The 15,454-nt window shown below is 63.2% G+C and carries 3 protein-coding genes; all 3 read left to right on the top strand.

Going from position 1 to position 15,454, the window contains the following annotated elements; translation table 11 throughout:
* Positions 1-51 precede the first annotated feature (51 nt).
* The gene (locus ACYVGK_RS13240; RefSeq protein ID WP_460734399.1) at positions 52-1,656 is read left to right on the top strand and encodes an MBL fold metallo-hydrolase; all 1,605 of its coding nucleotides are present in this window, start codon (positions 52-54) and stop codon (positions 1,654-1,656) included.
* An 89-nt stretch (positions 1,657-1,745) separates the two neighbouring features.
* The gene (locus ACYVGK_RS13245; RefSeq protein ID WP_460734401.1) at positions 1,746-12,608 is read left to right on the top strand and encodes an amino acid adenylation domain-containing protein; all 10,863 of its coding nucleotides are present in this window, start codon (positions 1,746-1,748) and stop codon (positions 12,606-12,608) included.
* The coding region (locus ACYVGK_RS13250) for a non-ribosomal peptide synthetase (RefSeq protein ID WP_460734403.1) at positions 12,605-15,454 on the top strand (2,850 nt) is incomplete at its 3' end. The genes ACYVGK_RS13245 and ACYVGK_RS13250, both read left to right, overlap by 4 nt.

The following is a 15,454-nucleotide window of genomic DNA, read 5'->3' on the forward strand; positions in this document are numbered from 1 at the left end:
CTATCCACCCGGCATGTTCAAACCTTCTTATTCAGTACGAGAGATCAACCAATGACCACGGACAATGTCAGCTACTACCTGAAAGAGAATGCCTACTTCGAACCGCTCATTCTCAAGTGGTATGCCTGGCCATACCTGTTGCCGCCCGTAAGCGCGGCGATGAATCTCACCGGTCGCAGCATGCGCCTGATGAAGTCCTTCGTGGCCAACCATCAGCTGCACCTCGCGGCGAGCCAGAACTCGGAACTTTCCGGTGGCGACTTCGTGAATTGCAGCGCCGATCAGGTCGATACGGTACGCAAGCTGATCGAAGAACTGCAGACTCATCATCAGGACTACATGGAGCTGCGCAAGGCCGTCGCGCATTTGAATGAAATGCTGGAGCAGTGCAAGGGCCTGTCGCTGGAGTCGCTCTACGACTCGATTCCGGAGCCGCTTCGCGGCCTGGTCGAGTTGACCTACGACATGAACCATAACGCCTCGTTCCGTCTGATCGAAGGACTGATCTACGAAAGCAGCCTGTACAAGCCCGACGCGCAGAGCGTGTCGCTCGGATTGCTTGGCGACAAGGTGAAGGAGCGTCCGTTTGTGCTCAGCTCGCCGCGTCTCCCCGACGAGAACCACATGCACCTGACGGTTCCGTTCACCGACTCCTTCATCGACAAGTTGTTTGCCGCCCGCACACAGCCGATCACGCGCGAGGCGATCGATGCCTTGTTCGAAGGTGTAACCACCGAGGGCGGACTGAGCGTGGACGAACTGTTCACCACGCAGGCGCCGAAGCGCGTCCGCCAGGAGCTCGAGGGCGGATTGCGGGTCAGCTACCTCGGTCATGCCGGTCTGCTCATCGAAAGTGCCAAGACCAGCATCCTGGTCGACCCTGTGATCGCAGTGCGCGACGAGTCGTATGGCGACAAGGTGATCAGCTTCAGCGAGCTGCCCGACGTTATCGACTACATCTGTCTGACCCACACCCACATGGACCACATCTGCGTGGAGACGCTGCTGCAGCTGCGCCACAAGACCCGCATGGTCCTGGTTCCGAAAAATGGCAGCGGCAGCATCGTTGACCCGTCCGTGAAGCTGATGCTTCGCAAGATCGGCTTCGATGTGATGGAGTTCGAAGACATGGAGACGATCCAGTGCGCCGATGGCCTGATTCGCGCCATCCCGTTCCTGGGTGAGCACGCGGACCTGCATATCCGTTCGAAGAGCGCTTGGTACTTTGAGTTCGCCGGCAAGAAGATCTTCTCCGGCGCGGACTCTTCCAGCCTCGACGAGCGCATGTACGAGCGCATCCACCGCATTACCGGTGACGTCGACCTGCTGTTTATCGGCATGGAATGCGTCGGTGCGCCGATGAGTTGGCTGTACGGATCGCTTTTCACCAAGCCGATTCCGCGCGACATCAACGAGTCGCGTCGCTTCAACGGTTCCGACTGCGCTTCGGCGCGGAAGATCGTGGACATCTTCAAGCCGTCGCAGCTCTACATCTACGCACTCGGCCTGGAGCCGTGGTTCAAGTACTTCATGGGCATGGACTACACCGAAGACGCCAGGCAGATCCAGGAGTCGGGCCAGCTCCTGCAGATCTGCGCCGACAAGCAATTGCATGCGGAGCGTCTCTTCGCGAAGCACGTCTGGAACTTCGCCTAACACGCCCATTCACTTCGCAGGAATGCGGTGCCCAAGCAAGCGGGGCGGGGCACCGCTGCACCCTCATAAAGACAGGCAGGAAAGCCGGAATGTTTCTTTTTGAACTCGTCCAATACTTTGAACAGCATGGAATCGGCGTCGAAGTCGACAACGGAAAGTTGCGCGTCACCGGCGACCAGTCGAAGCTGACCGCCGAGGTCACCGATGCCATCAGGCGTTACAAAGGCGAACTCACGGCGCAGGTCGCGCGCGAGTCCGGAAGGATCATTCCGCAGGGCGGTTCGAACAGCTATCCGCTGTCGTATGCGCAGCAGCGCCTGTACTTCCTGTATCAGTACGACCCGAGTGTCACCAGCTTCATCCTCCCGCTCGAGCTGGAACTAAAGGGCGCGCTCGACGCCGAGGCTTTCCGCCGCGCCATCGTGACGGCGGTGCACCGGCATGCCATCTATCGCACGACCTACTTCACCGAGGGCGGCGTGGCCCGTCAGCGCGTCGAATCCGACCGCACGTTCGAGGTCGAATGGCTGGACATGTCGGGTCAGGCGGAGGCTGAGCGGGCGGCGATGCTGGCCCGCAAGCGTGATGAAATCTCGCAGCGCCCCTTCGATCTGCAGCGCGATCTCCCACTTCGCGTCTGCCTGGTTCGCCAGGGAGAGGATTCCCACCGGCTGATGGTGGGCATCCACCATATTGCAACGGACGAATGGTCGATCCAGCAGTTCGTTCGCGAAGTTTCCGAGGCATATCGGAATGGATCGACCAACAACGAGGCGCCAGCGCTCTCGTACCCCGATTACGCGGCATGGCAGGTTGCGCAGTACGAGCAGGGCGGGTACGAGGTTTCGCGTTCCTATTGGAAGACGAATCTCGACGGCATCAAGGGCGTGCTTGAGCTGCCGCTGGATGCGCCGCGTCCGGCAATCCAGAGCTTCAACGGCGCCACGGTACGCCGCCGCCTGTCGGCCGTGGCCGAGTCGGTCGCCGCCGCCTCCCGGCAAATGCGCATCTCGGAATTCACGTTCTACCTGGGCGTGTTCAACGTGCTGACGAGCAAGCTCACCGGCGATCGCGACATCGTGGTCGGCACCGACGTGTTCGGTCGCGATCACGCCGATCTGGAGGCAATGGCCGGCTTCTTCGTCAATCAGGTCGCCTTGCGCAGCCAGGTGGATCCTGAGCAGTCGATTGCCGAATACATGGCTCACCTGGGCGAGTCCACGCTGGCCTCGTTGCGTTATCAGGACATGCCGTTCGACAAGGTGGTGGAAGCGCTGAATATCGAGCGCGACACGGCCTATTCGCCGGTATTCCAGGTCAAGTTCCTGTATGACCGGACTCCGCATGGTATCGATCTGTTCGACTCGATCGACGTGAGCGAGGGGCATGTTTTTCCGACCAGGTCGCAGTACGACATCACGCTGAAGATCGAGGGCGAAGACGCTGTCTTCTACTTCAACACCGACCTGTTCAAGACGGAAACCATCGAGCGCTGGGCCGACCTCTACCTGTCGCTGACCTCCAAGGCCATCGAGGACACGCAGGTCCCCATATCGACGGTTCTGCAGGACGAGTTGAAGGTACAGCTGGCGCAGTACACCCAGGGCGAAGAGCAGGAAGTCCGCGCCGGCGAAATGTTCGCCCAGATCGATCGCGCGGCGAAGTCGACGCCCGACGCCATTGCCGTTCGCACCGGTGACGCGCAGATCTCCTACGCCGACCTCAACGACCGCGTTGGTCAGATCGCCACCCGGCTGATGAGTCTTGGGGTGAAGAAGGGCGACAAGGTTGCCGTTTACCTCGAGCGATCGATCGCGATGGTGGCGGCGATCGTCGCCGTCATGCGTTGCGGCGCCGTATTCGTCCCCCTGGATTCCAGTTATCCACGCGAACATATCGATTACACGCTGTCCGACAGCGAGGCGACGATCGTCATCAGCGACAGCAGCCTGTCGGAAACGTTGTCGGAGTTCTACGGCTTCGTTCTCGACATCGAAAGTATTCCGGCGAAATCGGGCGCTGAACAGCCGTCATATCCGGCAGTTGACGGAAGTGACCTGGCCTATCTGCTGTACACCTCGGGATCGACCGGGCGCCCCAAGGGTGCACTGATCTCCCACGCCGCGTTCTCCAATCTCTGCGACTGGTACGTGCGCTTCTGCGGGTTGAATGCCAGCAGCAACGTGCTGTTGATGATCCCGATCGGCTTCGATGCGTCGATCAAGAACATCCTGTGCCCGCTCATGGTCGGCGGCACCGTGGTCCTGGCAAAGCCGGGCATGTTCGATCCGGACGGATTGCTGCAGCTGATCGCGCAAGCGGGTGTTTCGCTGATCAATTGCGCTCCGAGCGCGTTCAACGCGCTGGTGAAGACCGACGCAAGCAACGATTACCAGCGTCTCTCCAGCCTTTCTCTGCTGGCACTCGGCGGCGAAGCGCTGGACGTTTCCGCGCTGAAGCCCTGGCTGACCAGCGCGAACTGCCGTGCCGAGCTGGCGAACATCTATGGACCGACCGAGTGCACGGACATTTCCGTTGCGCATAAGGCAAGGGGTGCTCAGTGGCTGCAGCGCGAGCAGGTCGTCATCGGCCGGCCGATCCAGAACGCGCAGGCGTACATCGTCGACGCCAATCTGGCCCTGTGCCCTCCGGGCGTTGCCGGTGAACTACTGATCGCAGGGCGCGGCGTCGGATCCGGCTACCACAATCTGTCTGACGCTACGGCACGCAGCTTTGTTTCCACGACCTTGTCGGATGGCCCGGCGTACCGCACCGGCGATATCTGCCGCTACGACAGCGAAGGCCAGATCGTGTATCAGGGGCGCCGGGACGGCCAGATCAAGATTCGCGGCAAGCGTGTCGAGATCAACGAGATCGTGGCTCAGCTGGCGCAGTGCCTGCCGTCGCGGAAGATCAGTGTGCAGCTCTACACCGCGGGCGAACTGGAAATGCTGGTCGCCTTCGCCGACGGCGGGGCAGGCGGCATGTCCGCCGACGACATCAAGCGTCAACTGACGCTGCGGCTGCCCCGACATATGGTGCCAGCGCAGATTCTCTTCGTGGACCAGCTTCCGTTGACTCCGAACGGCAAGGTGGACGCGAAGTCGCTGATCGCCACTTTCGAAGCCCAGCGTGCTCTCAGCGTGTCCGAGGGCGACGTGCTCGACGAAGTCGAACAGGCCATCGCGAACATCTGGGGCCAGTTGTTGAGCGTCGATGGGCTTCAGAAGACATCGGACTTCTTCTCGCTGGGTGGCGATTCGATCTTCTCCATCCAGCTGGTCGCGGAACTCCGCAACCAGGGCATGAATGTGTCGGTCGCCGACATCTTCAAATATCCGACCATCGAACAGCTGGCCGAATACGTGCGTGGCGGCGGATGCGTCGTGTCCGCGGCCACCGACGAGGCCGCGGAACGCCGGCCGTTTGCACTTGTTCCACAAGGCGATCGTGCATTGTTGTCGGCGGGGCTGGAAGACGCCTATCCGGTCACCACGCTGCAGCACGGGATGATCTTCCATGGCCTGATGGACGAGGAAGCCTCCGCTTACCACGATGTGTTCTCTTTCGAGCTGACCTTCGACTACGACGAGGCCAGCTTCCTGCAGGCGCTCGAGAAGGTGGTCGCCTTGCACCCGGTGCTGCGCACCGGCTTCGATCTGGGTACCTATTCGGTTCCGTTGCAGCTGGTCTATGCGCAGGTTGCTCCGAACGTCGAGATCGCCGACATCCGCATGCACGACGCGGAACGTCAGGATGTCCTGGTCGCCGAGCATATCCGCCGGTTAAAGGATCAGGGCTTCGACATCAAGGCCCATACCCTCATCCGCTTCTCGATCCTGCGCAAGGCCGAGAACTGCATCCAGTTCGTCATCGATGCGCACCATGCCATTCTCGACGGTTGGAGCATGGCGACGCTGCAGCGTCAGGTCTTCGACTACTACCTGCAGATCAAGGCCGGGCAGACGGTTGTGGATCGCTACGATCCGGGGCAGGCGCGCTTCGCGGAATATGTCGCCCAGGTTCTCCAGGACGAACGCAGCCAGGAAAGCCGCATGTTCTGGACCGAGTACTGCAAGTCCTCGGTCAACGGTGCGATCTCCCAGGTATGGCCGACGTCACAGGCCATCGAGAATCGCGAGATCCGCCTGGATCTGGCACTGGGACAGCAGCTAGATGGCGTCGTGGCGCGTGAAGGCATCCCGGTCAAGACGCTGATGCTGATGGCGCACGCCTACATGCTATCGGCACTGACCGGCGAGAGCCGCATGGTGACCGGCAATGCCGACAACGGTCGCCTGGAAGCACTGGGTGCCGAGAATGTGCTGGGGCTGTTCCTCAACGCGCTTCCCTACAATCTGGATGTCGGCAACACCACGTGGCGCGACCTTGGCCACGCGTTGCTGCAATCCGAAGGCGACCGCAAGCCGCACCGGCGCTATCCGTTCTCGACGATTCTTCGCGAGAACCCGAATGTCGTCATCGATTCGCTCTTCACCTACACCAATTTCCGAATTTCGCGCGAATTGACCCGTGACGAATCGCTGAAGGTGAAGATCGGCGAGCTGTTCGAAGAGCTGAACTTCAAGGTTTCCACCCATGTCAGCGGCAACCGCGACGACGGGTATTCGCTGCTGCTGCGCTCCAAGATCCATCTCTCCGACGACTACATGGATCTGTTGCTGGGCCGTTATATCGATGCCCTGAAGGCGATGGTCGCGGACTTCGGCGCGGTCGTTCCGGCGCCGCACTCGGGGTGGATGCCGCTTGTCACCGATAACAGCGGAATGCCGCTGTTTGCACACGTTCGTCATGCCGGCTTGCTGGATGGGCCGGCGCTGGTGGAGGCGGCGAAGGAGCTTGCTTCTCGCGCCGTCGGCGAGGCGTCAAGGTCAGTCGACTTCGAACCCATTGAGCTGAAGCAGGTCCAGATCGCCGCCGATGCCAGCGATGCGCAATGCGAGCAGGCCGCGCTGGCGGCGATTGCAGGGATGAAGGGACTGTTCCGCATCGCGCATTTCGTGCGCGCCGATGGACAACACCTGATTCTGTCGAGCGAACCCGCCGAGGCGAAGTTGGGGCACCTGAGCGTTGGGCGGCTGCTCGCTCGCTACCAATCGCTGCGTAGCGGCTCCGACGCCCTGTGGGTCAGGCTCGAACGAGGTGGCGAATGGATCGATGCCGGCCGTATCGAGCAATCGGTTGCCTTCTGGTCCCAGCATCTTGGTGCGGCGCCCATTGCGTTCGCCTTGCCTTTGGAGCATGCACGACCCGCGGCGTTGGATGTCGCGAAGACGCGGCTGCCCCTGCAGTTGCCGAAGGCGCTCGTCAGCGGACTTGAGGCGCTGGCGCAGCGCAACGAATCGTCACCGGACGATGTGTTGCTCGCCGCATGGGTGAGCCTGCTTTCGCGCTTGAGCGGTCAAGCCGAAGTGGTCATCGGCACGCGCTCCGCCGATGGAAAGCATCTTCTGCCGCTCCGGATCGATGTCGCCGCCGACCCCTCGATCCCGGTCCTGTTGCGGCAGATCAATGCGACGAAGCGGGCTACCGGCGCACATCTGGCATTGCCGCTGTCGCAATTGCGCGCCGCGCTTTACCCCGAGGTTGCTGGCGCGGAGCAGTGGATTCACAGCGCCATTCTCGCGGAGGATGGCAGCGAGTCATCCGACGTTACGCAGGTGGCACTGACGCTGCTGTGCGGAAGTGACGGGTTGCCGAGCGCGCTGGCTTTTGCCACAGAGGTTCTTGACCAGGGCACGGTCGAGCGTTTCGCCCACCAGCTGTCCGTGCTGCTGGCGAGCATCGTGGCTGAAGAGAGCTGCGCGGTCGGCCGACTCAATCTGCTGCCGCTGGAAGAACGCGAGCAGGTCCTGATCGGCTTCAACAGCAATCGCACCAACGACGCGCACGACCGCACCATCCACAGCCTGTTCGAGGCCCAGGTTGCGGCGCATCCGGATGCGGAGGCACTGCGTTACGAAGGCGCCTCGCTCAGCTACGCCGAACTCAACCGTCGCGCCAATCAGGTCGCGCACAAGTTGCTGGCCCTGGGTGTGCAGCCCGACGAGCGCGTCGCGGTCTGCACCGAACGCAGCCTGGCAATGATCGTGGGTGTGCTGGGCGTGCTGAAGGCCGGCGCGGCCTACGTGCCGGTGGATCCGAGTTATCCCAGTGATCGCATCGCTTACATGCTGTCCGACAGTCGTCCGAAGGCGGTGCTGACGCAGGCCGCATTGGTCCCGACGTTGCCGGGTAGCGATGCGCCGGTGCTGGTGATTGATGGCAACGCCTTGGAAGGCGAGGCCAGCGACAACCCGAGCGTCGCCGGCCTGACCTCGCGTCATCTCGCCTACGTGATCTACACCTCCGGCTCGACCGGCCAGCCCAAGGGCGTGATGGTCGAACACCGTTCGGCAGTGAACTTCTGGCGCGTGATGGGCCAGACCACGCATCGCGAACTGGCCCCGCATTCGCGCGTGGCGTTGAACGCCGCGTTCTCGTTCGACATGTCGCTCAAGGGCATCCTGCAGTTGCTCTCGGGCCACTGCCTGGTGCTGATCCCGCAGGAACTGCGTGCCAACGGCCCGGCGATGGTCAGCTTCCTCGAAGCCGAACGCATCGCCGCCTTGGACAGCACGCCGTCGCAATTGGAAGTGCTGCTGTCGGCCGGCCTGCTGGAACCGACCGGCCCGCGTCCGGTGAGCGTGTACCTCGGCGGCGAGCCGGTGGGTCGCGTGCTGTGGGAACGCCTGAAGACCTCGCCGGTCATCCACTTCCACAACATGTACGGCCCAACCGAGTGCACGGTCGACGCCACCATCGGCAGCATCCGCGAGTCCGCGGGCGGTCCGGTGATCGGCCGTCCGATCGCGAACACCCCGGTGTACGTGCTGGATACGCACGGTGAACCGGTGCCGGTGGGCGTCGCGGGCGAACTGTTCCTCGGCGGCGTGCAGGTGGCCCGCGGCTATCTGGATCGTCCGGAGCTGACGGCTGAGCGCTTCGTTCGCGATCCGTTCTCGAACGTCCCCGATGCCCGGATGTACAAGACCGGCGACCTGGGTCGCTGGTTGCCGGACGGCACGCTGGAATACCTGGGACGCAACGACTTCCAGGTGAAGATCCGAGGTTTCCGCATCGAGCTGGGCGAGATCGAAGCGCGTCTGCGCGAATGCAACGGCGTGCGCGAAGCGGCGGTGCTGGCACGCGAGGACAACGGCAGCGAGAAGCGCCTGGTGGCGTATGTGGTGGCCGAAGACACAAACACGACGTTGTCAGTCAGCGAGCTACGCGAACAGCTGTCGCGCGAGCTGGCGGAGTTCATGGTCCCGAGCGCCTTCGTGCAGCTGGAGAAGCTGCCGCTGACGCCGAACGGCAAGCTGGATCGCAAGGCCTTGCCGGCGCCGGATCAGAGCGCGGTCGCAAGCCGAGCGTACGAGGCGCCGGTAGGCGAGGTGGAGCAGGTCCTGGCCGGGATCTGGCAGGAGCTGCTGGGTCTGGAACGCGTCGGTCGCCACGACCACTTCTTCGAGCTGGGTGGCCACTCATTGATCGCGGTGCAGCTGGTCACGCGAGTGCGTGAGCTCATGGGGCTCGAGCTTGGACTGCGTGACGTGTTCGCGCGCGCCACGTTGCAGGACATGGCCGGTGCGCTGGTCGATTCGGATGCGGTGGCGATGCCGCCGATCGTGCCGGTAGATCGCAATTCGGACCTGCCGTTGTCGTTCGCGCAGCAGCGTCTGTGGATGCTGGACCAGCTCGATCATGCGGCGGGTTCCGCCTACCACATGCCGCTGACGCTCAAGATGACCGGTGCGCTCGATCGTGCCGCACTGCAGACGGCTCTGGATCGGATCGTTGCAAGGCATGAATCGCTGCGCACCCGCTTCGAGAGCGTGAACGGTGTTCCGCTGCAGCGCGTTTCGGAGCAGGGCACGTTCTCTCTGGTTGATTACGACCTGCGCAATCTCGACGCGGCGGCGCAAAAAACGGCGATCGACGAGCACAGCATTACTGAAGCACACGAACTGTTCGATCTCTCGACGGGTCCGATGATCCGCGGACGCCTGCTGCGACTGTCCGAGCAGGAGCACGTACTGCTCGTCACCCAGCACCACATTATTTCGGACGGCTGGTCGCACGGTGTGCTGTTGCGCGAAGTGAAGGCGCTGTACACCGCGTTCTCGCAGGGACAGCCCGATCCGTTGCCCGAGCTGGCCATCCAGTACGCCGACTACGCGACCTGGCAGCGTCAATGGCTGCAGGGCGAAGTCATCGAAGGGCAGGTCGACTACTGGCGCGAACACCTGTCTGGAGCACCGGCGTTGCTGGAACTGCCGACCGATCGTCCGCGCCCGCCGGTACAGAGCTATTCCGGCGATCGTATCGACGTGAATCTGTCTGCCGCTCTGACCACGGGCCTGCGGGAGCTGTCGAAGCGCCACGGCACGACCATGTTCATGACCTTGCTTGCGGGCTGGTCGACCTTGCTGTCGCGACTGAGCGGGCAGGGCGAAGTGGTGGTTGGCACGCCGGTAGCGAATCGCCAGCATTCTGAAACCGAGCCGCTGATCGGCTTCTTCCTCAACACGCTCGCATTGCGTGTGGGCTTGAATGCGAATCTCACGGTGGCGGAGCTGCTGGAGCAGATCAAGTCGACCACGCTGGGCGGCTACGCGCATCAGGACCTGCCGTTCGAACAGGTCGTGGAAGCGCTGCAACCGACCCGCAGCCTTAGCCACAACCTGCTGTTCCAGGCCATGCTGACGCTGGACAACACGCCGCGTGGCGGCAGCTTGTCGCTGCCCGGCGTGGAAATGACCCAGCTGGACCTGCTGTATTACAAGGCGCACTTCGACCTGGGTCTGTTCTTCGCCGACGAAGGCCAGGCCGAGTTGTCGGGCGAACTGGAATTCGCAACCGACCTGTTCGATCGCAGCACCATCGAACGCATGCTGCAGCAGCTCATCACGCTGCTCGAAAGCATGGTGGCGGACGACACGCAGAAGGTTGGTGACCTGCCGCTGATGTCCGCGGCGGGCCGCGAACAGGTACTGGTGGAGTTCAACCGCACCGATGTTCCGTATTCGGCGGATCGACTTGCCCATTCCTGGTTCGAGGAACAAGCCCGTCGCGCGCCGGATGCTACGGCGTTGTTGCATGAAGGCCGCGCCTGGAGCTTTGCCGAGATCAACGACTGGGCCAACCGCATTGCGCATCGCCTGATCGCGCAGGGCGTGGCGCCGGATGATCGCGTGGCCCTGTGCGCGCGTCGCAGCCCGGAAATGGTGGCCGGCCTGCTGGGCGTACTCAAGGCGGGCGGCGCCTACGTCCCGCTGGAACCGAGCTATCCACAGGAGCGCCTGGCCTACATGCTGGACGACAGCGCACCGGTGGCGCTGCTGGTGCAATCCGAGCTGCGAGGAATGATCCCGGATACGTTCGCGGTGCCGGTACTCGCGATTGACGAGGCCCGGACCCAGGACGTGCCCGCGACAAATCCGACCGTCGCAGGCCTGGCTTCGCACAACGCCGCCTATGTGATCTACACGTCCGGCTCAACGGGACGCCCCAAGGGTGTGCTGGTTGCGCATCGCAACCTGGCCAACTACCTCGAACACGCATCCCGCGAGTATCTCGACGAAGAAATCGCCGGCGCGCTGGTCGCCACGCCGCTTGGCTTCGATGCGACGCTGACCACGCTCATGGTTCCGTGGATCAGCGGCAAGCCGGTCGTGCTGCTGCCTGAAGACACGCACGAGTGCCTAAAGCAGTTGCTTGTCTACACTCGTCATGCCGAACGCTGGCTGTTCAAGCTGACGCCTGCGCATCTTGACGCCTTGGCCAACCTGGCCGATGAAGGGGCGGTCGATACCAGGCATGTGCTGGTTGTCGGCGGCGAGCAGCTGACTACCCGCGGGCTGAAGAAATTCCGCGAACGCGTGCTTCCCAACGCGGTGGTCATCAACGAGTACGGTCCGACCGAAACCGTGGTGGGCTGCACGACCTATGTCAGCGATGGCAGTGAATCGCTGGCCGGCGAAGCGGTGCCGATTGGACGTCCTCTCTCGAATACCCGCATTTATCTACTGGATTCGCGGGGCGAGCCAGTTCCGGTTGGCGTTCCGGGAGAAATCCATATTGGTGGCGTGCAGGTCGCGCCGGGTTATCTGCATCGCCCGGAACTCACGCATGAGCGCTTCGTCACCGATGTGTTCGGAAGCAAACCGGACGGACGGCTCTACAGGACGGGCGATCTGGCTCGCTGGTTGCCCGACGGCAATCTCGAATACCTGGGACGTAACGACTTCCAGGTCAAGATTCGCGGCTACCGCATCGAGCTGGGTGAGATCGAAGCGCGCATCGTCGATTGCGATGGTATTCGTGAAGCCGTGGTCGTAGCGCGCGAATACGACAATGGCGACAAGCGTCTGGTGGCCTACTTCGTGCCCGAAGAGGGCGCGGAGCCTGCGGTGGCGGCACTGCGTGACACGCTCTCGCAGATGCTGGCGGAGTACATGGTTCCCAGCGCTTTCGTGCGTCTCGAAGCGTTGCCGCTGACGCAGAACGGAAAGATAGATCGGCATGCGTTGCCCTCTCCAGAGATGGCAACGACGGATACCGCCGGCTTCCAGGCACCTGTCGGGGAAATCGAAACGATCGTGGCCGAAATCTGGCAGGGCCTGTTCGGCGTGGAACGCGTCGGACGCACTGACAACTTCTTCCAGCTGGGCGGGCATTCGCTGCTGGCGATCAGCCTGATCGAACGACTGCGTCAACGCGACCTCAAGGCCGACGTCGGCATGCTGTTTACCGCGCCGACGCTTAGCGGATTTGCGGCGCAGCTGGCCAAGCCGGTAGCCCCCGAATGGGAAGTCCCTGCCAACCTCATCCCCGAGGCGTTTGGCGAGACAGAAGGTGAAACGGATATGGAGGAGATCAGCCTGTGAGTCTGTCTGCGCTGATGGAACGGCTGCACGAGAAAGGGATCGCCGTGCATGTCCGCGAGGGCGAGCTGGTGGTGCGTGCGCCAAAGGGTGCAATGGATCCGCAGACCCTCGAGCTGCTGAAGCAGCACAAGGCTGCTTTGCTGGAGACGCTCCCGCAAGAAGGCGAAGTCGTGAGCGGCGTCGGTGCGGTCCGCAAGATCACGCCCGACCTGTTGCCGCTGGTGAAGCTGACCCAGGAAGAGATCGACAGCGTGATCGCGCAGGTGTCTGGTGGTGTGTCCAACATCCAGGACATCTATCCGCTGGCTCCGCTGCAGGGCGGCATTCTCTTCCACCACATGCTGCAGGATGACGCCGCAGGCGACACGTATCTGTTGCGATCGGTAGTGGCATTCGATGGTCGCGATCGTCTCGATGCCTTCCTGGGCGCTTTGCAGAAGGTGATCGACCGTCACGACATCCTGCGCAGTGCGATCCACTGGGACGGACTGCCGCAACCGGTACAGGTGGTGCAGCGTCGTGCGCCGCTGCCGCTGCATGAGCTGGATGTGCCCCCGGATGCCGAGGCCCTGCCGCACCTGCTGGAGCGTGCTGATCCGCGCCGGATGCGGCTGGATCTCCGTCACGGCCCGCTGCTCGCGGCCCATGTCACGCAGGACCGGACGTCCGGCGAGTGGCTGCTCGCTCTGCTCAGTCACCACATCGTTTGCGACCACGTCGCCATGTCGCTGGTGATGGGAGAGATCGAGCAGTTGCTGCTGGGCAATGGCGACCGGCTCCCCAAGCCGCTGCCGTACCGCAACTTCATCGCGCGCACGCACGCCGTGCCGGATGCGGAGCACGAGAGCTACTTCCGGGCGCAGCTGGGTGATATCGATGCCCCCACGGCGCCGTTCGACGTGTTGGACGTGCAGGGCGACGGCACCGTGGTCGCAAAGACCGGCATGCGCTTCGACGATTCGATGTCGCAGCGTATCCGCGATGCCGCACGCAACCAGGGTGTGGCGCCGTCGGTGTTGTTCCATGCCGCCTGGGCCCAGGTCTTGGGCCAGTGCACCGGGCGCGACGATGTGGTGTTCGGCACCGTGCTCACCGGCCGCCTGCAAGGTTCGGAAGGCGCCGACCAGGTGGTCGGCATGTTCCTCAACACGTTGCCGATCCGCATGTCGCTCTCGCAGCTGTCGACTGGCGATGCCGTTCGCGATGCTTATCAGCGCCTGAGTGATCTGCTCGTACACGAGCAGGCCTCGCTCGCACTGGCGCAGCGTTGCAGCGCTGTCCAGTCGCCGCTGCCGCTGTTCACCACGCTGCTGAACTACCGCCACAGCCACGGCGCGGACTCGGCTGAAGCCGAAGCCGAATCGGCGGGCTCCGCCTGGAATGGCGTTCGCATGCTGAGCGGAGAGACCCGCAACAACTATCCGCTGACGATGTCGGTGGAAGATTACGGCTGGCGTTTCGGTCTCACCGCGCTGTCGGTGCCCGGCATCGACGGCCCGCGTGTGGTGCGTTACATGGCCACGGCCGTGGAAGCGTTGGTCGCGGCCCTGGAAGCAGGTGGCACGACGCCGCTGCAGCGCCTGTCGGTGCTGCCACTGGAAGAACGCGAACAGGTCCTGATCGGCTTCAACAGCAATCGCACCAACGACGCGCACGACCGCACCATCCACAGCCTGTTCGAGGCCCAGGTTGCGGCGCATCCGGATGCGGAGGCACTGCGTTACGAAGGCGCCTCGCTCAGCTACGCCGAACTCAACCGTCGCGCCAACCAGGTTGCGCACAAGTTGCTGGCCCTGGGCGTACAGCCCGACGAGCGCGTGGCCGTCTGCACCGAACGCAGCCTGGCGATGATCGTGGGCGTGCTGGGCGTGCTCAAGGCTGGCGCGGCCTACGTGCCGGTGGATCCGAGTTATCCCAGCGATCGCATCGCTTACATGCTGTCCGACAGTCGTCCGAAGGCGGTGCTGACGCAGGCTGCATTGGTCCCGACGTTGCCGGGTAGTGATGCGCCGGTGCTCGTGATTGATGGCAACGCCTTGGAAGGCGAGGGCATCAACAACCCGACCGTCGCCGGCCTGACCTCGCGTCATCTGGCTTACGTGATCTACACCTCCGGTTCGACCGGTCAGCCCAAGGGCGTGATGGTCGAGCACCGCTCGGCGGTGAACTTCTGGCGTGTCATGGGCCAGACCACGCACCGCGAACTGGCCCCGCACTCGCGCGTGGCCTTGAACGCCGCGTTCTCGTTCGACATGTCGCTCAAGGGCATCCTGCAGTTGCTCTCGGGCCACTGCCTGGTGCTGATCCCGCAGGAACTGCGTGCGAACGGCCCGGCGATGGTCAGCTTCCTCGAAGCCGAACGCATCGCCGCCTTGGACAGCACGCCGTCGCAATTGGAAGTGCTGCTGTCGGCCGGCCTGCTGGAACCGACCGGCCCGCGTCCGGTGAGCGTGTACCTCGGCGGCGAGCCGGTGGGCCGCGTGCTGTGGGAACGCTTGAAGGCGTCGCCCGTCATCCACTTCCACAACATGTACGGCCCAACCGAGTGCACGGTCGACGCCACCATCGGCAGCATCCGCGAGTCCGCGGGCGGTCCGGTGATCGGCCGTCCGATCGCGAACACCCCGGTGTACGTGCTGGATACGCACGGTGAACCGGTGCCGGTGGGCGTCGCGGGCGAACTGTTCCTCGGCGGCGTGCAGGTGGCCCGTGGCTACCTCGATCGTCCGGAGCTGACCGCCGAACGCTTCTTGCAAGATCCCTTCAGCGCCGTCCCCGATGCCCGGATGTACAAGACCGGCGACCTGGGTCGCTGGTTGCCGGACGGCACGCTGGAATACCTGGGC

It is taken from the genome of Lysobacter tyrosinilyticus, from assembly GCF_054779815.1.

What these genes read in the sequence shown, in the direction of transcription:
- ACYVGK_RS13240 (WP_460734399.1), top strand. Translation starts at nt 52, where the DNA reads ATGACCACGGACAATGTCAGCTACTACCTGAAAGAGAATGCCTACTTC.
- ACYVGK_RS13245 (WP_460734401.1), top strand. Translation starts at nt 1,746, where the DNA reads ATGTTTCTTTTTGAACTCGTCCAATACTTTGAACAGCATGGAATCGGC.